Annotated in this window: 26 protein-coding genes and 1 tRNA gene; 24 read left to right on the top strand and 3 right to left on the bottom strand. The window is 64.1% G+C overall.

Annotated features, from left to right (window positions below; genetic code table 11):
* The first annotated feature begins 142 nt into the window (after positions 1–142).
* Genes QRQ56_RS10040 through QRQ56_RS10030 form a run of 3 tightly spaced genes read left to right on the top strand, consistent with a single transcriptional unit; the run spans position 143 to position 3,768 of the window.
* A complete protein-coding gene (locus QRQ56_RS10040) occupies positions 143–1,378 on the top strand; it encodes a multidrug effflux MFS transporter (protein WP_438739443.1) in 1,236 nt (411 codons plus the stop codon).
* Positions 1,375–2,772, top strand: coding sequence for a guanine deaminase (guaD, locus tag QRQ56_RS10035; protein ID WP_438739441.1), 1,398 nt, complete (start codon positions 1,375–1,377; stop codon positions 2,770–2,772). The genes QRQ56_RS10040 and guaD overlap by 4 nt, the downstream gene beginning before the upstream one ends.
* Positions 2,773–2,784: 12 nt before the next feature.
* On the top strand, positions 2,785–3,768 hold the full coding sequence (locus QRQ56_RS10030; RefSeq protein ID WP_438739439.1) for an antibiotic biosynthesis monooxygenase: 984 nt from the start codon (positions 2,785–2,787) through the stop codon (positions 3,766–3,768).
* A gap of 24 nt (positions 3,769–3,792) precedes the next feature.
* On the opposite strand, the gene QRQ56_RS10025 is transcribed toward QRQ56_RS10030, so the two are convergent.
* Complete coding sequence (locus QRQ56_RS10025) at positions 3,793–4,140, bottom strand: MerR family transcriptional regulator (protein WP_438739437.1); 348 nt, start codon at positions 4,138–4,140, stop codon at positions 3,793–3,795.
* 85 nt (positions 4,141–4,225) lie between these two features.
* On the opposite strand from QRQ56_RS10025, the gene QRQ56_RS10020 reads away from it, so the two are divergent.
* Positions 4,226–5,236, top strand: a complete 1,011-nt coding sequence (locus QRQ56_RS10020; RefSeq protein WP_438739436.1) for a zinc-dependent alcohol dehydrogenase family protein — start codon at positions 4,226–4,228, stop codon at positions 5,234–5,236.
* Between the two features lie 55 nt (positions 5,237–5,291).
* Complete coding sequence (gene rnz / locus QRQ56_RS10015; RefSeq protein WP_438739434.1) at positions 5,292–6,197, top strand: ribonuclease Z; 906 nt, start codon at positions 5,292–5,294, stop codon at positions 6,195–6,197.
* Positions 6,198–6,233: 36 nt separating this feature from the next.
* Here the strand turns inward: rnz and QRQ56_RS10010 are convergent, their stop codons facing one another.
* Together QRQ56_RS10010 and QRQ56_RS10005 are read right to left on the bottom strand one after the other, a co-directional pair.
* On the bottom strand, positions 6,234–6,965 hold the full coding sequence (locus QRQ56_RS10010) for a DUF3750 domain-containing protein (RefSeq protein ID WP_438739433.1): 732 nt from the start codon (positions 6,963–6,965) through the stop codon (positions 6,234–6,236).
* 91 nt (positions 6,966–7,056) lie between these two features.
* A complete protein-coding gene (locus tag QRQ56_RS10005) occupies positions 7,057–7,908 on the bottom strand; it encodes an IclR family transcriptional regulator (protein WP_438739431.1) in 852 nt (283 codons plus the stop codon).
* A 121-nt stretch (positions 7,909–8,029) separates the two neighbouring features.
* Here QRQ56_RS10005 and QRQ56_RS10000 point away from each other — a divergent pair, with 121 nt between their 5' ends.
* The 19 genes from QRQ56_RS10000 to QRQ56_RS09910 all read left to right on the top strand — a co-directional run bounded on the left by QRQ56_RS10000 (position 8,030) and on the right by QRQ56_RS09910 (position 21,660).
* Positions 8,030–8,950 carry a dihydrodipicolinate synthase family protein gene (locus tag QRQ56_RS10000; RefSeq protein ID WP_438740144.1) on the top strand — a complete coding sequence of 307 codons (921 nt, stop codon included), beginning with the start codon at positions 8,030–8,032 and terminating at the stop codon, positions 8,948–8,950.
* Positions 8,951–8,977: 27 nt separating this feature from the next.
* Positions 8,978–10,417, top strand: coding sequence for an FAD-binding oxidoreductase (locus QRQ56_RS09995; protein WP_438739429.1), 1,440 nt, complete (start codon positions 8,978–8,980; stop codon positions 10,415–10,417).
* 2 nt (positions 10,418–10,419) lie between these two features.
* Positions 10,420–11,526: a four-carbon acid sugar kinase family protein gene (locus QRQ56_RS09990; RefSeq protein ID WP_438740142.1), complete on the top strand. Its 1,107-nt coding sequence runs from the start codon at positions 10,420–10,422 to the stop codon at positions 11,524–11,526.
* Entirely contained in the window at positions 11,523–12,560 is a 1,038-nt protein-coding gene (gene pdxA, locus QRQ56_RS09985) for a 4-hydroxythreonine-4-phosphate dehydrogenase PdxA (protein WP_438739427.1), read from the top strand. The genes QRQ56_RS09990 and pdxA overlap by 4 nt, the downstream gene beginning before the upstream one ends.
* Before the next feature lie 14 nt (positions 12,561–12,574).
* Positions 12,575–13,705 carry an iron-containing alcohol dehydrogenase gene (locus tag QRQ56_RS09980; RefSeq protein ID WP_438739425.1) on the top strand — a complete coding sequence of 377 codons (1,131 nt, stop codon included), beginning with the start codon at positions 12,575–12,577 and terminating at the stop codon, positions 13,703–13,705.
* A 57-nt stretch (positions 13,706–13,762) separates the two neighbouring features.
* Positions 13,763–14,734: a Bug family tripartite tricarboxylate transporter substrate binding protein gene (locus QRQ56_RS09975; protein WP_438739423.1), complete on the top strand. Its 972-nt coding sequence runs from the start codon at positions 13,763–13,765 to the stop codon at positions 14,732–14,734.
* Between the two features lie 145 nt (positions 14,735–14,879).
* A tRNA-Gln gene (locus tag QRQ56_RS09970) sits at positions 14,880–14,953 on the top strand.
* Between the two features lie 234 nt (positions 14,954–15,187).
* Positions 15,188–16,426, top strand: coding sequence for a phage portal protein (locus QRQ56_RS09965; RefSeq protein WP_438739421.1), 1,239 nt, complete (start codon positions 15,188–15,190; stop codon positions 16,424–16,426).
* Positions 16,426–17,094, top strand: a complete 669-nt coding sequence (locus QRQ56_RS09960) for a hypothetical protein (protein ID WP_438739419.1) — start codon at positions 16,426–16,428, stop codon at positions 17,092–17,094. Before QRQ56_RS09965 ends, QRQ56_RS09960 begins: the two co-directional genes overlap by 1 nt.
* Positions 17,094–17,423 (top strand): gene transfer agent family protein, encoded by a 330-nt coding sequence (locus QRQ56_RS09955; protein WP_438739417.1) that lies wholly within the window; start codon positions 17,094–17,096, stop codon positions 17,421–17,423. Before QRQ56_RS09960 ends, QRQ56_RS09955 begins: the two co-directional genes overlap by 1 nt.
* Positions 17,398–17,685: a hypothetical protein gene (locus QRQ56_RS09950; protein WP_438739415.1), complete on the top strand. Its 288-nt coding sequence runs from the start codon at positions 17,398–17,400 to the stop codon at positions 17,683–17,685. The genes QRQ56_RS09955 and QRQ56_RS09950 overlap by 26 nt, the downstream gene beginning before the upstream one ends.
* Before the next feature lie 2 nt (positions 17,686–17,687).
* Positions 17,688–18,185 (top strand): HK97 family phage prohead protease, encoded by a 498-nt coding sequence (locus tag QRQ56_RS09945; protein WP_438740140.1) that lies wholly within the window; start codon positions 17,688–17,690, stop codon positions 18,183–18,185.
* Positions 18,186–18,202: 17 nt separating this feature from the next.
* Positions 18,203–19,336, top strand: a complete 1,134-nt coding sequence (locus tag QRQ56_RS09940) for a phage major capsid protein (RefSeq protein ID WP_438739413.1) — start codon at positions 18,203–18,205, stop codon at positions 19,334–19,336.
* A gap of 11 nt (positions 19,337–19,347) precedes the next feature.
* Positions 19,348–19,923 carry a hypothetical protein gene (locus tag QRQ56_RS09935; RefSeq protein WP_438739411.1) on the top strand — a complete coding sequence of 192 codons (576 nt, stop codon included), beginning with the start codon at positions 19,348–19,350 and terminating at the stop codon, positions 19,921–19,923.
* The gene (locus tag QRQ56_RS09930; RefSeq protein WP_438739409.1) at positions 19,923–20,264 is read left to right on the top strand and encodes an HNH endonuclease; all 342 of its coding nucleotides are present in this window, start codon (positions 19,923–19,925) and stop codon (positions 20,262–20,264) included. The genes QRQ56_RS09935 and QRQ56_RS09930 overlap by 1 nt, the downstream gene beginning before the upstream one ends.
* On the top strand, positions 20,261–20,617 hold the full coding sequence (locus QRQ56_RS09925) for a hypothetical protein (RefSeq protein WP_438739408.1): 357 nt from the start codon (positions 20,261–20,263) through the stop codon (positions 20,615–20,617). Before QRQ56_RS09930 ends, QRQ56_RS09925 begins: the two co-directional genes overlap by 4 nt.
* Before the next feature lie 17 nt (positions 20,618–20,634).
* The gene (locus tag QRQ56_RS09920; protein WP_438740139.1) at positions 20,635–20,922 is read left to right on the top strand and encodes a head-tail connector protein; all 288 of its coding nucleotides are present in this window, start codon (positions 20,635–20,637) and stop codon (positions 20,920–20,922) included.
* A gap of 1 nt (position 20,923) precedes the next feature.
* Positions 20,924–21,346 carry a DUF3168 domain-containing protein gene (locus QRQ56_RS09915; protein ID WP_438739407.1) on the top strand — a complete coding sequence of 141 codons (423 nt, stop codon included), beginning with the start codon at positions 20,924–20,926 and terminating at the stop codon, positions 21,344–21,346.
* Entirely contained in the window at positions 21,343–21,660 is a 318-nt protein-coding gene (locus QRQ56_RS09910) for a phage head closure protein (RefSeq protein ID WP_438739405.1), read from the top strand. The genes QRQ56_RS09915 and QRQ56_RS09910 overlap by 4 nt, the downstream gene beginning before the upstream one ends.
* Positions 21,661–21,663 lie beyond the last annotated feature (3 nt).

Below are 21,663 nucleotides of genomic sequence, written 5' to 3'. Positions count from 1 at the left end.
AAACGGATCGACACGGACGCTCCTAAGAGTTTCTACACACAGTTCTGGCACGTTCCGCGCGTCAAGATCCGCAACCTGCATCGGCGCATCTCACTACGCGCACGAAAAGACGGGGCCGGCGGAAATCGAGGGGGCGTAAGCCATGACTGCACTTGCTTCGGACGCCGGTCGCGCCAGAAGCGGGATCGTGCCGATCCTGCTGTGCGTCGTGCCATTCAGCCAGATCCCGCTCGATGCTTATACGCCGGGCCTGCCGCAGATGGTGGTCGATCTCGCCACCGACTCGGCATCGATGCAGAACACCGTCACCGCCTACATGCTCGGCATGAGCCTGGCGCTGGTGCCGGTCGGCATCGCCTCCGATACGCTCGGCCGTCGCAAGGTTCTGCTCGCAGGCCTTTCGATGCTCGTTGCGATGAGCATTGCCTGCGCGCTCGCCACCAGTGCTTCGCTGCTGCTCGGCTTGCGCTTCCTGCAAGGTATCGGCGGCTGCACCTGTCTCGTGGTCGCCTATGCCGTGGCGGCCGACTGTTTTCGTGGCCGTGAGCTGACTGCGATCTCCGGCCTGCTCGGCGCGGCCTGGGGGCTCGCGCCGGTGCTCGCTCCGGCCGCCGGCGGCTTCATCGTCGAGCTGACCTCCTGGCGCGGGGTGTTCGTCATCATCGCCATCACGGCTGCCATCGTCGCCGCGATCGTCGTGTTTCTCTTGCCTGAGACGTTGCCGGCGGAGCGGCGCGCGCCGTTCGATCCGCGCCGCACCGCAGGCATCCTGCGCGATGCACTGCTGCGGCCGGGCTTCCTGGCGTTCGTGCTGGTGTTCGCCGCGGCGGCGAGCGCACAGCTTGCCTTCGGCGTCGTCGCACCGTTCTTCTACCAGACCGGTCTCGGCTACTCCGCTGCGATCTACGGCCTCGTCGCGCTCGGGCTTGGCGGTGTCAATCTCGCTGGCGAGCTCAGCTGTGCGCATTTCGCGAGTTGGATGCCGGCCCGCGTGATGGGCTTTGGCGCCTTTGTGCTGTTTCTCGCCGGCGCCGTGGTGCTGACCGCAACGGGCCTGACGCTGGGTCTCGATTTCACGTCGATCACGATCGGCGGCGCGCTGGTGCTCGGCGGCTGCGGCGTGCTGTGTCCGATGATGTACGGCATGGCGCTCGGCCTGTTCGAGCGCGACCACGGCCTGATCGGCGGTCTGATCAGCGCACTCTGCTATCTCGCCGTCAGCGGCGCCATGGCGATCGCGGCGGTGCTGCCTGAAGCCACGCAGGCGCCGACCGGATGGCTCTATCTCGGCCTCTGCGCCGTTGCGGGCACGCTGCTCGCGGTCTCGCTGCCTGCGGCGCAGCGCGCCACACATACACAAGAAGGGACGACATCATGACCACCGTCGGTATTCGCGGCACGTTCTTCGACTTCGTCGACGATCCCTGGAAGCATGTCGGCAATGAGGAAGCCGCCGCGCGCTTCCACCAGGACGGATTGATGATCGTCGCGGACGGCGTCATCAAGGCGTTCGGTCCCTATGACAAGATCTCCGCCGCGCATCCGGGCGTCGAGGTCACCCATATCAAGGACCGCATCATCGTCCCCGGATTCATCGACGGCCACATCCATCTGCCGCAGACCCGTGTGCTCGGCGCTTACGGCGAGCAGCTGCTGCCGTGGCTGCAGAAGTGGGTCTATCCGGAAGAGCTCAAATACCGGGATCGCAACTATGCGCGCGAGGGCGTGAAGCGCTTCCTCGACGCGCTGCTGGCCTCCGGCACCACCACCTGCCAGGCCTTCACCAGTTCCTCGCCGGTTTCGACCGAGGAACTGTTCGAGGAGGCGGCCCGCCGCAACATGCGCGTGATCGCGGGCCTCACCGGCATCGACCGCAACGCGCCGGCCGATTTCATCGACACGCCTGAGAATTTCTATCGCGACAGCAAGCGGCTGATCGCAGAGTATCACAACAAGGGCCGCAACCTCTACGCCATCACGCCGCGCTTCGCCTTCGGCGCCTCGCCGGAACTGCTGAAAGCCTGTCAGCGCCTCAAGCACGAGCATCCGGATTGCTGGGTCAACACCCACATCTCCGAGAACCCGGCCGAATGCAGCGGTGTGCTGGTCGAGCATCCCGATTGTCAGGACTATCTCGGCGTCTACGAGAAGTTCGACCTGGTCGGGCCGAAATTCTCCGGCGGCCACGGCGTCTATCTCTCCAACAACGAATTCCGCCGCATGTCGAAGAAGGGCGCCGCGGTGGTGTTCTGCCCGTGCTCGAACCTGTTCCTCGGCAGCGGCCTGTTCCGCCTCGGCCGCGCCACGGATCCCGAGCACCGCGTCAAGATGTCGTTCGGCACCGATGTCGGTGGTGGCAACCGCTTCTCGATGATCTCCGTGCTCGACGACGCCTACAAGGTCGGCATGTGCAACAACACGCTGCTCGACGGCAGCATCGATCCCGTGCGCAAGGACCTTGCGGAAGCCGAGCGCAACAAGCTTTCGCCCTATCGCGGCTTCTGGTCGATCACGCTCGGCGGCGCCGAAGGTCTCTACATCGACGACAAGCTCGGCAATTTCGAGCCGGGCAAGGAAGCCGATTTCGTCGCGCTCGATCCGAACGGCGGGCAGGCCGCGCAAGCCTGGCATCAGTCGCTGATCGCCGATGGCGCCGGTCCCCGTACGATGGACGAGGCCGCCAGCATGCTGTTCGCCGTCATGATGGTCGGCGACGATCGCTGCGTCGACGAGACCTGGGTGATGGGCAAGCGTCTCTACAAGAAGAGCTGAGACGGGCGGCCCATGAGCGCATCTCCCGACACAGCCGGCCAGCCGGTTGCCCTGGTCATCCAGCGCCGCATCGCCGACGACGGCTTTGCCGCGTTCGCCCGCTGGAACGGCGAGGTGGGCGAGGTGCTCAAGACCTGGCCCGGCTTCCTCAGCCAGGAGGTGGTGCCGCCGCAACCGCCCGCGCATGTGGACTGGGTGACCATCCTGCGCTTTGCGAGCCCGGGCGCGGCGCGCGCCTGGCTTCAGAGCGAGGTGCGGGCGAAGCTGATCGGCGAGGTGCAGCGCCATTTCGTCGGTTCGGAGGACGTTCACATCCTGCCCGACACCGGCGTTCAACGAGACAACGCGGTCTCCGCCGTCATCTCCTTCAAGGTCCCCGATGGGCTGGAGGATGCCTTCCTGAAATGGCAGCAGCGCATCCAGGCCGCGGAAGCCGAATTCAAAGGCTTCCTGCGCCACAAGATCGAGCGGCCGATCCCGGGCCTGCACGAGGAATGGATCATCATCCTGTCGTTTGATAGCGACGCCAACCTCAATGCATGGCTCGATTCATCCGTGCGGCAGTCGCTGCTTGGGGAAGGCGAACGCTTCAACGCCGGCATGAACGTGAAACGCGCGAGCTACGGCTTCAATTTCTGGTTCCCGACCGGTCAGACGAAGGCGCCGGAACAAGGCGCGGACTTCATCTGGAAGAGCAACCTGATCGTCCTCCTGGTGCTCTATCCCGTGGTCTATCTCTGGGGCACTTTCATCAGCGCGCCGTTCATCGACAGCCACGGCGTGCCGGTCTGGCTGTCGCTCTTCGTCGGCAATCTCGTCAGCACCCAACTGCTCGGCTGGTGGCTGGTGCCCGCCGCGTTTCGGGCGCTCGATTGGTGGATCACGCCGAAAGCGGCGATCGGTCGCCAGGTTGCGGGCTATGCACTCCTTGCCGCGCTCTACGCGGCGTCGATGGGCCTGTACGCGCTGCTGCTGGCGTGGCACTGGGGACGTTGAGACCCTTAGCTTACGATCCGCCGATCAGTTTACACTCGACAAGTAGCCTGCCAGAATCTTTCGGCTCTGGCTGAGCGTCTCGATCCGCTCATCGATGAGGCTGACTTGCTGCGCGAGTATCCTGCGCAGATTGTTGCACGGCGTAAATTCCGGATCGTTGCTCCTCACGCACGGAAGCAATTGCTGGATCGTTTCAAGGGTCATTCCGGCCGCGCCAAGCATCTTGATCCGCCGGACGGTTTCCTCTTCCGGCAGGCCATAATCGCGATAGCCGGTGTCCGTCCGCTGCGGCGCAAGGAGTCCCTCGGCTTCGTAATAGCGCAGCATTCGGACGCTGACCCCCGTCCTGCGGGAGAGCTCGCCAATCTTCATCGGAAAAACCTCTTGACCCTGACAGTGCTGTCAGACCTTACAAACTCTGCTCGTCCCTGTGAACACCACCGCGTGAGGAGCAAACATGAAAGCCTACCATTTGAACGGCCAAGCTGGCGTTGGCGGCCTTGTGCTGGCCGATGTCGGTACACCCGAACCGGCCAGCGGCGAAGTTCGTATCCGGGTCGAAGCGGCAAGTCTCAATTACCGTGATCTCATGATCCTCGACCGCGTCGGCCAAGGCGGGCTGGACGGCCGCATACCACTCTCTGACGGCGCGGGCGTCGTTGATGCGATCGGCTCCGACGTCGTGCAATGGAAAGTCGGAGACCGCGTGGCTGCCTCGTTCTTTCCCGATTGGGTCTCGGGGCCGTTCAGGGCCAGCTATGTTTCGTCAGCCCTCGGTGGCAACACGGCGGACGGAATGCTGGCGGAGTATGTCGTGCTGCCGGCGACAGCGCTGGTCGCAGTGCCGGCGCACCTCACCTCGATCGAAGCCGCGACCTTGCCCTGTGCGGGCGTCACGGCCTGGCACGGCCTTATCGCACGCGGCGGGATGGGGAAGGGCGACACGCTGCTGGTGCAGGGAACAGGCGGTGTCGCCTTGTTTGGCCTTCAGTTCGCCACCGCGCTGGGCGCGCGCGCGATCGTGATATCCTCTTCGGATGAGAAACTCGCCCGTGCCAAGGCGCTGGGCGGCTCGATCCTCATCAACTACCGCAACACGCCCGATTGGGATGCAGTCCTGATGAAGGCGACCGATGGCGAAGGCGCCAGTCATATCCTCGAACTCGGCGGTCCCGGCACCTATGACCGATCGATGCGATCGGTCGCGTCCGGCGGCAAGATCGTCCAGATCGGTGTTTTGACGGGGTTCGGCCCAAAACCTGACCTCGCGCGCCTCCAGTGGGAGAATGCGGATATCATAGGCGTCACCGTCGGATCGGTTGAACATTTTACCGCGATGAATCGTTTTTTGACCGGCAAGGCAATCTACCCGATCGTCGATCGGGTCTTTGGTTTCGATGAGGTACGCGAAGCGTTCGCCTATCTCCGAACCGGCGCGCACTTCGGCAAAATCGTTGTGAAACTGTAGGGTCTCAGGCAAGTCAGGGTGACCAGGCTCCTTAAATTCTCGACAAGTGACGATCATGTTTGCCCTGACCTTCCTCGGCACCTCGGCAAGCGTTCCCTCGGCGGAACGCAACCATCCGGCCCTGCTGATCGAGGCGGCCGGCCAGCGCATGCTGGTCGATTGCGGCGAGGGTACGCAGCGCCAATTGTTGCGCAGCGGCGCCGGCTTCCGGCGGCTCGACCGCATCCTGCTGACGCATGCGCATCTCGACCACGTGCTCGGCATCCCCGGCCTGTTCTCCACGCTGCTCTTACGCCAGAGCGCCGAGGTGATGACGGTTCATGGCGGCCCGGCCACGCTCGAGACCGTCATACGAATGCTGGCCGGCTTGTGGGGCGAGGGCAGGGCGCCGCTTCCGGTGGAGTTCGCTCCCCTGGCCGCCGGACGTTGCGTCGACGCCGGCGACTTCGTCATCGATTGCTTTCCGGTCCGCCATCGCGACACCGACAGTTTTGGATTTGTCTTCCAAAGCCCCTCGCGCCGCCATTTGCAGCCGGATCGGCTCGCGGCGCTCGGCGTTCCCGACGGCCCCCTGCGCGGCGAGCTGGCCGCAGGCCGGGCGGTCATGATCGACGGCGAGCGAACGATCAATCCGGAGGATGTCCTGGGACCGCCGAGCGGCGGCAAGAAGCTCGTCGTGATTGGCGACACCGAGACCACCGAAGGATTGTCGCATCACGTCGTCGGCGCGGACCTGCTGGTGATCGAGGCGACGTTCCTCGATCGCGACACGCCGACCGCGCGGGACTACGGCCATCTCACGGCAGCGGAAGCGGCAACGTTTGCGGCGGCGAGCAATGTGAAGCAGCTCGTGCTGACCCATCTGTCGGGGCGCTATGAGGACGAGGAAATCCTCGCCGAGGCGGTGCGGATCTTTCCGAACACGCGGATCGCCGCCGACTTCGATCACATCGTGGTCTAGCGGTCGCGACCAAACCTCGCCATCTTCCGTCAGGCTCTACAGGCCGGCGGCAACACCGAGGCGGCCGATGCCCGGCAGCTTGACGGCGGGACGCCGGATATCGAGGCCGAGCACGGCGCCGAAAACGTTGATCTCGAGACCTTCGACCCAGCCGAGGGTGAGGCCGAGATAGCCGGAGAGCGAGGCATAGAAACCGGTGCGCGAGGCGGTCAGCCCGATCCATTCCCCGGAATAGGGATAATCCTTGCCGATCGCGGTCGGCGGCAGCACCGCGCGAAGCTCCGGAACCGCATCGAGCGCGGCTTGAACGAACGTGTTCGAGTTCGGTCCCGGCCAGGCGCTGTAATCGCCGTAGGTTCGAAACTTGTAGGTCTCGATCACGGTCCTGATCCTGGGAATGAGCAGCTCGGCCTGTGGCCCGTCCACGGCGACGACGGTTTCAGGCGACGCGCCGAACCACCTTCCGTCGGGAGCGAAGCCGTTGCTCCGGATTGGTTCGCCCCAGGCGGTGTAGTCGTATCGGCTGTAGCTCGCCGCATCCTTTTCCTTGACCACGATCCAGGTGTGGACGGCAAAGATGCTGCGCCACCGGACGGTGCGTGCTGCATAGATCCGGATCAGGGCATCGGGATGGGACGAGGCCGGCGGCAGCAGTCCTGCGCTGGAGCGGTCGGCCGTCTGCCAATTGCCGCGGCCATCGCCAAGCCAATAGTACCGCGCGGCCGACAAGCCGAGCGGCACGAACAGGAGAAGGAAGAAAATCAGCACGGCTCTTCGCAAGGGGAAATCGGGTTTCGGAAGGAGGCCCTTGGGATATAGGTCGCGAAAGCGCTTTGACAATGATGGTCGAAAGGATCGCTCAGCTCGTCAAGCCCGACTTGATCGCGAGATCCTGAACCTGGCCGGTGACCTGCGCCAGCCGGGGCAGCGCCAGGTCGCGGAAGGCTGTCATATCCATGCGCATCGCATCGACCGTCACGCTCAATCCTCCGATCACACCACCCTGCGCGTCGAAGATCGGAGTTGCCAGGGTGCGCAGCCCATAAGCGTTCTCGCCGTCGGAGACGGCATGACCTTTCTTCTTCACCTGGTCGAGCCGGGCGAGCAGGGCGTCGAGCTCGGTGAGCGTGCGTTCCGAGAGCTTGAGGCGGGGGCGGGATTCCAGCCGCGCGATCTGCTCGTCGCGCGACAGATGCGCCAGCATGACGTGGCCGAGCGCGGCGCTGTAGGCGGGAATGCGTGTGCCCGGCCGGCGGTCCATCTTGTGGCGATCAAGGCCTGCGCCGACGCGCGCGAGATAGATGACATCGCCGCCGTCGAGGATGCCAAGCGAGGCGGCATCGCCGATATCCGGCACGAGTCCGCGCAGCAGCGGCTCGACGATCGATCGCAGCGATCCATGCGAGAGCACGGTGTAGCCGAGGTCGAGACAGGCAAGGCCGAGGCGGAACCTGCGACTTTGCGGAACCGCCTGGAGGTAGCCGAGCTCGATCAGGGTCTGGATCAGGCGGAACGCCGTTCCGCGATCAAGCTCGGCGCGTGCGGCAATCTCACTCAGGGTCAGTTCGAAGGCATCGCTGCTGAAGCTCTGCAGCACGGCAAAGGCCTTGCCGACGGACGCAACGTAATTCTTGGGGTTTTTCGTGCTCGGTTCGGCCTTGCGCTTTGCAGCCTTCTTCTCGACCTTGGCCATGCCCGAATGCCCCGCCATGACAGCTATCGCCCTTGACGCGGGGACGCGCTGATTTTACGACAGCATCAGCAAATAACAAATGTTCGCATTCCGAACAACATCGATTTCGCGATCGGAGGAAGCTTTGTCGACATCTTCGCTGCACCCGCAGTCCTTGCACCCACATGGCGTGTTCTCCGCCGCGCTGACCCCGCTCGACGACAATCTGGCCCCCGATCACGCACGTTTCGTCGCGCATTGCCGCTACCTTCTGGATGAAGGTTGCGACGGCATCGCGATGCTGGGCACGACCGGGGAGGCGAATTCCTTCTCGGTGGCCGAGCGCACAGCGCTGCTCGAGGCGGTGGTCGCCGCCGGCATCGCGCCGCAGCGGCTTCTGCCCGGCACGGGCGTCGCCGCGCTCACCGACACCGTTGCGCTGACGCGTCATGCGCTCTCGGTCGGCGTCGAGACCGTGGTGATGCTGCCGCCATTCTACTACAAGAACGTCACCGGTGACGGCATTTTCGCCTCCTACAGCGAAGTGGTGCAGCGCATTGGCGATGCGCGGCTGAAGGTCGTGCTCTATCACTACCCGCAGATGTCGGCGCAGCCGATCTCGCATGCGCTGATCGAGCGGCTGCGCAAGGCCTATCCGGCGACGTTCACCGGCATCAAGGATTCCTCGGGTGATTTCGCCAACATGACCGCGATGGTCGAGCGTTTCCCAGGGTTCTCGGTACTTGGTGGCGCCGACCCGTTGATGCTGCCGTTGCTGCGCAAGGGTGGCGGCGGATGCATCACCGCGACCTCCAATGTCGTCGCGCGCAGCCTGGCCTATGTCTTCAAGCACTTTGGCGACAGCGACGACGATCCGGCGCTCAAGGCGGCGCAGGCCCGCATTGTGAAGGCGCGCGAGCTGGTCTCGCAGTTTCCGCAGATGGCTTCCTTGAAGGCGCTGGCGGCCGATCGGACCAAGCATGCCGGATGGCAGCGCCTGCGGCCGCCGCTGGAGGCCCTGCAGCCGGATCAACTGAAAGTGCTGCTTGCGAATGCCGCCGCATTCGCAGCCTCCGCCTGAGCTCGGCGCGGACCACTGGGCGCTGCGATGTCTGACTCCTTCCAGGAAGCGTTGACCGGGCTCGCCGCGATCGTCGGCGACCGGCACGTCATCGCGTCCGGACCCGATCAGGATCCTTACGTTGTCGACTGGCGCGGGCGCTATCACGGCCGCGCGGCCGCGGTGGTGAAACCCGGCTCGACTGCCGAGGTCGCCGCCGTCGTAAAACTCTGCGCGGAAACGCGGCTCGCGATCGTGCCGCAGGGCGGCAACACCGGCATGTGCGGGGCGGCGACGCCGGACGATCGCGCGGGCAATGTCGTGATCCGGCTCGACCGCATGCGCGCCGTGCGCGACGTCAGCCCGCTCGCCAACACGATCACGGTCGAGGCCGGCTGCATCCTCGCGGAGGTGCAGAACGCGGCGCGGGATGTCGATCGCTATTTCCCCTTGAGCCTTGGCGCTGAGGGCTCCTGCCAGATCGGCGGCAATATCTCGACCAATGCCGGCGGCACGGCCGTACTGCGCTACGGGCCGACGCGCGATCTCGTGCTCGGGCTCGAGGTCGTGCTGCCCGACGGGCGCATCTTCAACGGCCTGCGCGCACTGCGCAAGGACAACACCGGTTACGCGCTCAAGCAGCTCTTCATCGGCGCCGAGGGTACGCTCGGAATCGTCACCGCCGCGGTGCTGAAGCTGTTCGCGCCGCCGCGCAGTTCGGCTTTGGCGTTGCTGAAACTGCAGGGCGTCGAACAGGCGCTCGAGATCATGGCGCGCCTGCGCGGAGCGGTCGGCGACCGGCTCGGCAGCCTCGAGATCATGTCGCGCTCGCAGATCGAGGCGATCGCCGAAACCGTGCCGCACGTCGCGATCCCCTTCGAATTGACGACGCCGTGGTATCTGATCGTCGAACTGACCGACACGCTTGCCGGCGTGGATCTCGACGAGCCGCTGGCGACGGTGCTTTCGGATGCGATGGAGGCGGGGCTCGCGGAGGACGTGATCCTCGCGTCCAATCTCGCGCAAGCCAAGGCGATCTGGGCGGTCAGGCACAGCGTGTCCGAGGGCAACAAGCGCAGCGGCTATGTGGTCTCACATGACAGCGTGGTGCCGCTCGAACGTCAGGCGGCCTTCGTCACCAATGTCGAGGCCCGGATCAAGGCTGCCGTGCCGCATGCGCGGGTGGTGATGCACGGTCATATCGGTGACGGCAACATCCACGTGATTGCCCTGATCGACCGCGCGCGTTGCCAGGATCCCGCAGCGACGACCGCGCTGGTGGCGGAGATCAACGAGATCGTCGATGACGAGACCGCCGCGCAGGGCGGGGCGATCAGCGCCGAGCACGGCATCGGCATCACCAATCGCGGCCGGCTCGCCCGCGTCACCGATCCCTGCGACATCGACCTGATGCGCGACATCAAGCGGCTGCTCGATCCGAACGGGCTGATGAACCCGGGCAAGATCTTCGGCGCGGGAGCGGCATGACGATGACGAACATCCGCATGCTGGCTGACGATCTCACCGGTGCGCTCGACACCGCGGCGGAGTTCGTCGGCCTGTGCGGACCGTTCGATGTCATCTGGTCGGATGCATCAGTGAGGCCCGTCGGCGGGAGCCTCGCGATCGACAGCGGCACCCGCGAGCGCTCCAGGGACGAGAGCGTCGAGATCGTCGGACGCCTGGCGCCGCAGCTCGAAGGGGCGACCATCGCCTACAAGAAGGTCGACAGCCTCCTGCGTGGGGCCTGGGCGGCCGAGCTCGGTGCCTGCCTGCGCAATGGCCATTGGGCCTCCTGCGTGGTCGCGCCCGCCTTCGACTATCAGGGGCGCCGCACCGTCGGCGGCCAGCAATTCGCCCGCACCGTGCATGGCGATTGGCATAAGGTCGGCGACAATCTGCTCGATCAGTTGCGCCAGGACGGGATCGAGGCACGGCAGGGCACGCCCGACACGCTCTCGCAAGGTGGGGTGCAAGTGTTCGATGCCGAGTCCGACCTCGATCTCGATCGCGTCGTATACATGGCGCGGCGCATGCCGGGGCCCGTGCTGTGGTGTGGCAGCGGCGGCCTCGCCGGCGCGCTTGCCCGCGGTCAGGGCGCGGCGGCACCGTCGCAACTGCGGCGGCCGGTGCTCGGCCTGTTCGGCTCCGACCAGGCAGCCACCGCGGCCCAGCTCGCGGCCTGCGGGCAGGCCACCCTCGCGGTGGCGGAGGGCGAGGGCGGCGCAAGGGTTCGGCGCAAGCTGGCCGACGAGGGCGTCGCGATGGTCAAATTTTCGCTGGCCGAAGGGCTGGCACGCGCTGAAGCGGCGCGGCGGATCGCGCGCGAGATGACGGCGCTGATCGCGGCGCTCGATCCGCCGGGCACGCTGATCGTCGCCGGCGGGGAAACCTTGAAAGCCGCATGCGTTGGCCTTGGCGCGCAAGCGCTGCAGGTTACAGGGCGCGTCGTACCGGGATTGCCGCGCTCGATCCTGCAGGGCGGGCGCTGGGCCGGCGTCGACATCATCTCGAAATCCGGCGCATTCGGTCCCAGCGATCTCTGGCGTGACCTGCTCCGGGACAATCATCTTCTCAGAATGGAGAGTCCGACATGACCTCTCGTCATCTTGCCATCACCATGGGCGATCCGGCCGGGATCGGGCCGGAGATCATCGTCAAGGCCTGTATCGGGTTGAAGGAGCGGATCGCGAAGGGCGATCTGCGCCTGCTCGTCATCGGCAGTGGCGCGGCGCTCGATGGTGCGAAGGCGGCACTTGGGGCCGATGTTGCGATCCCCGAGGTCACGGCAGACGATCGCGAATGGCCCAATCTCTGCTACCTGCAGGCCGATGACGAAGGCGATCCGATCCGGCCCGGCGTGCTCAGCGCCGATGGCGGTCGGTTCGCCTACAAGGCGATCGAGCAAGGCGTGCGCCTGACGCAGGCGGAGCGGACCGCGGCGATCGTCACCGCGCCGCTCAACAAGGAAGCGCTCAACAAGGCCGGCTATCATTTTCCCGGCCATACCGAGATGCTGGCGCATCTCACCGGCGTGCGTGGCTCGGTGATGCTGCTCGCCCACGGCAACATGCGCGTCAGCCATGTCTCGACCCATGTGGCGCTGGAGGACGTGCCGAAGCGCCTGACGCCGGAACGGCTGCGCATGGTGATCGACCTCACCAACGACGCCTTGCTGCGGCTCGGCATCGCCAAGCCGAAGATCGCGATCGCCGCGCTCAATCCGCATGCCGGCGAGGGCGGACTGTTCGGCCGGCAGGACATCGACGTGTCCGCGCCGACGATCGCGAAGGCGGTTTCCGATGGTCTCGATGTCGTCGGTCCCGTGCCCGGCGACACCGTTTTCGTCAAGCTGCGCGCCGGCCAGTACCATGCCGTGGTCGCGATGTATCACGACCAGGGCCATATCCCGGTCAAGCTGCTCGGCTTCCAGGTCGATCCCGCGACCGGCCGCTGGCAGGAGCTTTCGGGCGTCAACATCACGTTGGGCCTGCCGATCATCCGCACCTCGGTCGATCACGGCACTGCCTTCGACATCGCCGGCAAGGGCATCGCCAACGAACACAGCCTGATCGAGGCCATCGACTATGCCGAGCGGCTGTCCGCCGGCGCCTCCGCATCCAAATCATGAGATCGAGCCTTCCGATGACCAACGCCTTCACGCCCATCGAAATCCAGCGCCCTACCGTCCTGGAGTTCGGCAACGGCACCATCACCGCCGCGGCGCGCTTCGCCGCGCGGATCGGCGCCAGGCGGCCGCTGGTGATCTCCGATCCCTTCAACGCAGCCCGTGTCGACATGCTGGCGCTGCCGGGGGTGGTGAAGGTGTTCGGCGAGGTCAAGCCGGAGCCGGACCTGCCCAATCTCGAGAAGGCCGTGGCGATGGCGAAGGACGCCAAGCCCGATCTCGTCGTCGGCTTCGGCGGTGGCAGCGCAATGGATCTCGCCAAGCTGGTCGCGGTGATGTGCACGTCAGACGTGCCCTTTGCCGACATCGTAGGCCCCGAGAAGGTCGCCGGCCGCAGCGTCGCGCTAATGCAAATACCGACGACGTCGGGCACCGGCAGCGAGGCCGGCACCCGCGCGCTGGTCACCGATCCCGTCAGCCAGAACAAGCAGGCCGTGCAGAGCCGCTACATGCTGGCCGACATCGCCATCGTCGATCCCGACTTGACGATGACCGTGCCGAAGGAGGTCACCGCGGCGACGGGGGTCGACGCGCTGGCGCATTGCGTCGAGGCCTATACCAGCCGCAAGGCGCATCCGACGATCGACCTCTACGCGCTCGAAGGCGCGCGGCTGGTCGGACGCTATCTCGAACGCGCGGTTGCCGATGGCGGCGATCGCGAGGCGCGCGCGGGTCTGTCGCTGGCCTCGCTCTATGGCGGCTATTGCCTGGGACCGGTGAACACGACCGCCGGCCACGCCGTGGCCTATCCTCTCGGCACGCGTCACCATGTGGCACATGGCCTCGCCTGTGCGGTGATCTTCCCCCACACCCTGGCCTTCAACATGCCGGCGGTGAAGGACAAGACAGCCGCGGTGCTGGGTGCGCTGGGGTTGCCGGAGAGCAATGATCTGAAGCGCGCATTCGATGCCACCTATGGCTTCTGCAAGAACCTCGGCATCGAGATGCGGCTGTCCGCGCTCGGCGTACCCAGGAGCGACCTCGGCGTGATGGCGGACGAGGCGCACGCCATTCGCCGCCTGCTCGACAACAATCCGCGCGATCTCGGCCGGAATGCGATCCTGGATATGTACGAGGTCGCGTTCTGACACGCCTGCCGCGCGCGGCGACCAATCAACAACACAATGAAAGTAGAGGAAACTTCGATGAGATCGATGTGGCTTGGTTTCGTGTCGGCAGTGCTGCTGGCGACTTCACCGGTGCAGGCCGAGGAGGCTTATCCCTCCAAGCAGGTGACGGTGATCGTGCCCTTCGCCGCCGGCGGCACCGCGGACATCTTCGCGCGCATGGTGTCGAACCATCTGCAAGTGAAGCTGGGCAAGCCCTTCGTGGTCGAGAATGTCGGCGGTGCCGGCTCGATCCTCGGCGTGACGCGGCTGGCGAAATCGGCGCCTGACGGCATCACGCTCGGCGTTGCCAGCACGTCCGCGCTCGCGATCAATCCCACGCTGTACGGGCCGAAGCTCAGCTACCAGCCGGACAGGGATCTGGTGCCGGTTGCCCAGATCAGCGTCGTGCCCAACGTGCTCGTCGTCAATCCCAACAAGATCAAGGCGCGCACGGTGCCGGAGTTGATCGCCTTCCTGAAGGCGAACCCGGACAAGATCTCGTTCGGCTCGGCCGGTGTCGGCACCTCGCAGCATCTCGCCGGCGAGCTGTTCCAGCAGATGACCGGCACCAAGATGGTGCACGTACCCTATAAGGGGTCGAGCCAGATGCTGACGGATCTGCTCAGCGGCCAGATCGATCTCGCCTTCGACAACGTTCCCCTGCTGTTGCCACAGGTGAAGACCGGCCAGCTCGCGCTGCTCGCGACCGCAACGCCCAAGCGTGCCGACTTCGATCTGCAAGCGCCGGCCGTTGCCGAATTCCTGCCCGGCTTCGAGGCCGTCGCCTGGCACGGATTCTTCGTTCCCGCGGGTACGCCCAAGCCGATCGTCGAAAAGCTCTCGGCCGAGATTCGCGCCTTCATGCAGCAGCCGGAGACGGTACAGAAGCTGGCCGATCTCGGTGCCGTCGCGGTCGCCGTGGATTCCGAGCCGTTCGCAGCCTACATCGCCGCCGAGACGGCGCGCTGGAAGAAGGTGATCGAGGCCGCGAACATCAGGCTGGAGTAGGTGGTGATCCATTCACCGGGGCGCTTGCCAGCCCGGGGACGAGCGGGTAGAACCCTGCCACGCCTGAGCCGTGATTTGCGCCAAACGCGCTTCCGGCCACAGTCGAGCAAATCAGCAAGTGATTGAATTTGTTCGACTATTCCGTTGGGGAATGGTGTAACGGTAGCACAACAGACTCTGACTCTGTTTGTCTTGGTTCGAATCCAGGTTCCCCAGCCATATCGGCGTTTTGCCAGGAATATCAGATAGTTAGATCGAGTTAGAGCCCTCGAAAGCGGTGCCACTCGTAACCGCTTTTCGGCACCATCGCATGTAACCGCGACTCACTTTCGCCACAATTATAGCGCGTAATATAGTTGCGTTGACGGGCTTTGGCTCGCAACAAATGCACACACAGAGAAGTCCTCCCCCTCGCTCGCCTAACCAGCGGGCCAAGCTCTCTGTGTTGTCCTTTTGTCTTTCGCGTCCCGCTTCAAATCCCTTCTCGGCATCGGCATCGAGACCAAGACCGCGCCCAGCCTCGCTGACGCGAGCGGCTTCTACTTCGATTTGTTCGGTGCGACCGCGACCCTAGCCGGCGTGACCGTCACGCCTTACACCGCCATGACGTGCGCCCCTGTTGCGTGCGCGGTGCGGTCCATCTCTGAGCCGGCCGGCTCGCTTCCCCTTCACATTTACAAGCAGCTTCCGGATGGCGGCAAAGAGAAGGCCACCGATCACCCACTCTACAAAATCCTTCACGACGCACCGAATAGCTTTGCGCCCGCCGCGCTGTTTCGCACCCAGCTTATGGCCGACGCGCTCTTGCAGCCGCACGGCGCCTTTGCGCAGGTCATCCGAGTTGATGGCGGCAAGGCTGCCGAACTGGTCCGGCTAGATCCCAGGACCGCACCGGTTGCCGTAGACGATAGCGAGATCGAACCGACCTACAAGGTGAATGGTCGCGAGATCGATGCCGCAGACCTGATCCACATTCCCAGTCCGGCTTACGATCAGCGCAAAGGCTTGGTCGGCGAGGGCAGGGAAGCGATCGCGCTCGCGCTTGTGCTCGAGCGTCATGCGTCCCGCTTGTTCGGTAACGGTGCCAGACCTTCGGGCGTTCTCTCGCTCAAAGGCACCGCAACCGAGACCTCTCTAAAGGCGGCCAAAGCCGCTTGGCAGGCTGCGCACAGCGGTAGCAACTCAGGCGGCACGGCGGTTCTGCCCAGCGATGCAAGCTGGCAGGCGATGACCTTCAACAGCGTCGATAGCCAATTCCTGGAAATGCGCACGTATGCCGTCGCGGAGATTGCGCGGCTGTTTCGCGTGCCGCTGCACATGCTGATGCAGGTCGATCGCGCTCAGCCGCGCTCGATTGAGTCGATCGGGCAGGAATTCCTCTCGCAAGCTCTGTTGCCCCGGCTCAAGGCTTTCGAGCAAGAGCTTGAATTGAAGCTGCTCACGCCGGAGGAGCGCGATCAGTATTGCATCGAGTTCAACGTTGACGGCTTTGCGCGCGCCGATCTTCTCACGCGAGCACAAGCAATGAGCACCGCCGTATCGTCGCGTGTTCTCAACCCGAACGAAGCCCGACAGATGGGCTTTGGTCTCCCCGCGTATGAGGGCGGCGACGTGTTCGAAAACTTCAACACCTCATCCGCTCATGCCGGCGGCAAGCTCAACACCAACACCAACAATCAAGAGGCGGCCTGATGCTTCGCGCAATCCATTTGCATGGCAAGATCGGCAAAGATTTCGGCGCGTCTCATCGTTTCGATGTAGCGACAGCCGGCGAAGCATTGCGCGCGCTCAACTGCGCCTTTCCCGGCCGCTTCGTGAAGGCGCTTGAGCAAGGCGCTTATAAGATCGTGCGCGGTGACAAGCGCAACGGCATGCAGCTCGACCTCGATTTGGTCAATCAGCTCAAGCTCGGCATCGCTGACCTGCACCTGATCCCAGTTGCGAAGGGCGCCGCATCGAATACGGCGAAGGGCACCACCAAGATAGTCCTCGGTGCTGCTCTCGTCGGCGGCGCAATCTTTTTGTCCGGTGGCACGCTGGCGACCCCGCTTGCAGCCTCTGGCATTCTCAGCGGCACGACTTACGGCACCGTCGCTGCGATCGGCTTAGGTCTCGCGCTGTCCGGCGCCTCGACCTTGCTCAGCAAGCCGGCCGGCGAGCAGACCCAAGCCTCCAATGGTCTCAGCGTCAACGGCGGAAACATTGGCAATTCGGGCAGGCAAGGTGACGCCATTCCGCTGATCTACGGCGAGTGCCTTGTCGGATCGACTCCGGTTCAAGCGTGGTCCGACGTCGAAGACATCAGCGTCTACGCCGACAACGCCGGCTCAATCGAAACCGCATTTGGCGAGGCTGGCTGATGGTTGATCTCTCTTACGCCGCGTTCTTTGGCGACGGCGAGCACACTTTCCGTCTGACCAAGCCAATGATCATTGAACTCGAAAAGCAGTGCGGCCCGATCGGTGCGCTCAGCAATCGCATGTTCGCACGATCGTTCAGTCAGGCTGATCTCACCGAAACCATCCGCCTCGCTCTTATCGGAGGTGGCATCACGCCAAAGCGGGCCCATGAACTGATCGTCGCCTACGTCGATGGCCGGCCGCTGATCGAAACATACGAACTCGCCGTGAAGATCTTAGAGCGCGCGCTGTTCGGCAACCCTCATGGAGATCAAGCAAGTGCAAGTTAATCTCACGGCAAACGGCGCAACCCCCGCTGTGCCGTGGTCCGGCGGCGTCGGAACAGTCGCCACTTGGGGCACCTTCGGAGGCGGAACGGTCGCGCTCCAGATGTCCGTCGACAACGGCGCCACGTGGATGAACGTCGATCGCAGCGGTGAAAGCTACGTCACCTTTACCGCTGCCGGCAATGGGGGCTTCCAGCTGGGCCTTTGTCTGCTGCGCTTCAATCTCACTGGCGCGACCTCGCCCAATGTTTGGGTATCGCTGTGAGCATGGACCGCCTGGAGATCAAAGCGACCCTGAGCGTGAGCGATGAAGGTGAGATCACCGGCATCGCTTGGCCGTTCAATGCTGGCCCCGACAGCTACGGCGACTTGATCACTAAGGGCGCCTTTGGCTCGATCCTTCCGGACCTGCCGATCTTGTATCAGCACCGGCCGGACGATCTTGTCGGCACCTGGAACGAGGTGAAAGAGACCGACGACGGATTGACCGTCAAAGGCACGTTGCACCTCGACCAGCCGCGCGCGCGTTCCATCCGCGCAATGCTCAAGACTGGCCTCGTCACCGGCCTGTCAATCGGCTTCCGGACCAAGGCAGCGCGCAAGCAAACGCGTGGCCGCATCATTGATGCGCTCGACCTCGCCGAGATCAGCTTGGTCCGCGACCCCGCCCATTCCCGTGCCCGCATCACCGGCACGAAATCCGACGACGCGGCGCGTGCCGTGGCCGATCTTCTCAAGCGATTCACGGCATCGCTGACATCCTAGGAGCTATGGACCACCCAATGAAAACTGCGAATGCACTCGAATTCAAAGACACCGGCGAATCCGATGACCCGATCGCCAGCGTCGCCAAGGAACTGGCGGACCTGAAGGCAGCCCTCGAAACGAAGGCGGCCAACGATAACACCAAGCTCACCGAGCGCCTCGACCGTATCGAGGCCAAGGTCAATCGGCCCGGCAATCGTGCCGCGAACGACAATGAGCCCAAGATCGAAACCAAGGCTTTCGAGGCGTTCCTTCGCGGCGGCGCCGACAAGATGGACGACGTCGAAAAGAAGTCCCTGGTCGTCAGCAACAACCAGGCAATCGCACCGCCGGAATTCGGCAACGAGATCCTGAAGCTTCTCCGCCAGTTCTCGCCCATCCGCCAGTATGCGAACGTCCGGACGATCGGCGCCGGTCAGGTCAAGTATCCCCGGCGCACTGGTAGCCCGGCTGCCGTGATCGTCGGCGAGACCGAGGACCGCACCGGTAGCGAGCCGTCCTATGAGCAGATCGGCATCACCCCGTATGAGTATGCGACCTATACGGACGTTTCGAACTGGCTTCTGGAAGACAATGCCTACGGCCTGGAAGGCGAGCTTCACTCGGAATTCGGCGAGGCATTCGGCATTGGCGAGGGCACCCACTTCGTCAAGGGCAACGGCACCACCCAGCCGATGGGCCTTCTGAACGCGGCGGGCATCACCACCGTCATCACCGGCAACGCCTCCAACTTCCCGTCATCGACGCCGGCCGACGTGCTGATCAACATGTTCCACAAGCTCCCGGGCGCGCACGCCCAGAATGGCGTGTGGCTCATGAACCGCAACACGCTCGGTGCAATCCGCCTTTGGAAGGATGGCATGGGCCGCTATCTGGTCCTGGACCCGATCTCGGAAGGCGCGCCGACCACGTTGCTGGGCCGCCCGATCGTTGAAGCGGTCGATATGCCCGATATCGCGGCCAATGCTGTTCCGGTCATGTTCGGCGATCTCAAGGGTTACCGCATCGTCGATCGCGTCGGCATTTCGATCCTCCGCGATCCCTACACGCTGGCGACCAAGGGCCAAGTCCGTTTCCACGCGCGCAAGCGCGTCGGCGCCGACGTGACCCATCCCGATCGCTTCGTGAAGCTCAAGGTCTCGGCGACCTAAGGAACACAGCTATGCGGCTCGCAGCGAATACCTTTGCTCTCCAGCTCGGTGACAGGTCGTTTGACCTGAAGCCGTCGCTGCGGTCCGCATTCATCCTCTACGAACGCTATGACGGCTTCCACAATCTTTCGCGGCAACTTGCCGACGGAAGCCTGACTGCGGCCCTCGACATCATCAGCGCGACAATCGTCAACGCGCGGGCCTGGGGCGAATATGCCTTGCCGGCCAATGGTGCCGTCCTGCGCGATCTTTGGGGCGCAACTGGGGACCTGATCGAATTCGTCATGTTGCTCGCTGGCGCCGACGACAAGCCCAGCGGCAAGGCCGATACGGGCAAGCCAATTCCGTTCGATGAATACTTCACTCAGCTTTTCCAGATCGGCACCGGCTGGCTCGGCTGGACGCCGGATGACACTTGGGAAGCAACGGCCTCTGAAATCATCAACGCTCAGAAGGGCCGTATGGACATGCTCAAGGCCCTGTTCGGCAGCAAGGAACAAGCGGCCGATACTTCCGACCTGGGAAGCATCAAGGCCGATCTCAACGCCATCGGCGACCTGACCGTGCATTCATTGGGGGCGCGCTGATGGCCTGGAAACCGCGCCGCGTATGTCGCTGCGGCAAGATCATTGCGGCAACCGATCTCTGTGAATGCCAGATAAGGCAAAAGGCAGAGGCTGACCAGCGCCGGCCCAATGCCACCGATCGCGGATACGATTCTAAATGGCGCCGCGAGAGCAAGGCTTTCCTTGCCCTACCTCAGAACCGCTGCTGTGCATGCGGCTGCGGTCGCGTTGCCGATTGCGTCGATCACAAGGTTCCCCATCGCGGCGATATGAAGCTGTTCTGGGACCGGAAGAACTGGCAACCGCTCGCCAGCTCGCCTTGTCATGCCAGCCGCAAGCAACGCATGGAGCGCCGGCAATGAGCGACAAGGCCCTTTGGCGCGCCGTGGTCCATCAAGCGATCACGGATGCAACGCAACCACTCTCGACCGTCCGACGATCGGTTCGCCTCGACCAACTCCGCACTCGCGAGTGGCTGACCCAGCCCAACAATGACTTTGAGGAAGTGTGCGGGCTCGCAGAGCTAGATCCAGGCAAGGTGCGCAAGCACGTGCAGCCCTTGATCGAAGCAGCAGCCAAGAACGATCAACCCATGCCTCAGCGCACGCCGCAACGCCGCGTCCGCTTCTCAGCGAGACACACCCGGGGGGTAGTTCAAAACATCTCAAAGAACGCGAACGACCGGTGCCTCCGGGTCACGCAAGAGACCGTCTAATTGGAGTTTTTTTGACTGTGCCCGGCATCACCCTCGACCAAGCTAAAGCCCACCTGAACGTCACCCTGGACGCCGACGACGCCTTGCTTACTGGCAAGCTGGCGGCGGCAAAGGCGTGGGTTGGCGCCTATACGGCCTCAAATCCCGACACCGACGGCACTCCGGCTCCAGTGAATGAAGCCGTGCTGCAATTGACCGCGCACCTTTACGCCAACAGGGAAGCTTCCCTTGTGGGGGTGACAGCCCAGGAATTGCCGTTCGGCTTCCTCGATTTGTTGGCGCCTTACCGCGCGTTTTGCTTCTAATATGACCGTTTCCGACCCCTCTCTTGCCCTTCAGAAGGCCATCCGGACACGCCTGATCGCGAGCTCGGAACTAATGGCTTTGGTTCAGACCAACCACATCCTTGACGCGAATGGCCGGCCGGAGATCATGCCAGCCGTTTACATCGGTGAGGGTCAGACTATCTTCCGGCGCTGGGACGCTACGACGCACGCGACCTTGCACGTCTGGTTTCAGGAGCCCGGCTTGGTCCAATGCAAAGAGGCTGTTTCGGCCATCGTTGCGGCGGTGCGGATCGATGCCCAGGCCGATGGCGTGCTGCCGATCGACGGCTTCACCGTTCACGACATGCAGGCCACCCAGACCCGGTATATGCGCGACCCTCACGGCTCATTCAGCCATGGCGTTGTCACCATCGCGGCGATCGTGAAAGCGAGGGCGCCATGAGGGCCGGCAACCTCGACCGCATCATCGAAATCCAGCGCCGCACCACCGGCCTGGACCTTTACGGCACGCCCGTAGAGACCTGGACCGCGTTCGCCACCATGCGGGCGCAGCTCCTCAAGAATGCCACCGACGACCGTGAGGACGCGCGCGGGCGCACCACCGACGCGGTGCTGATCTTCCGGACGTATTACCTCGCCGGCCTAAGCCTCAATGACCGGCTGCTCTATGAGGGGCAGCAATTCGAGATCACCGGCATCACCGAGATCGGCCGGCGCGTCGGGATGGACGTCACCTGCGAACGAGTTGGGCCGTGACCA

Origin of the sequence: Bradyrhizobium sp. U531 (assembly GCF_051710265.1) — a bacterium.
GTDB lineage: Bacteria > Pseudomonadota > Alphaproteobacteria > Rhizobiales > Xanthobacteraceae > Bradyrhizobium.
This window is presented reverse-complemented; position numbering and strand designations above follow the sequence as displayed.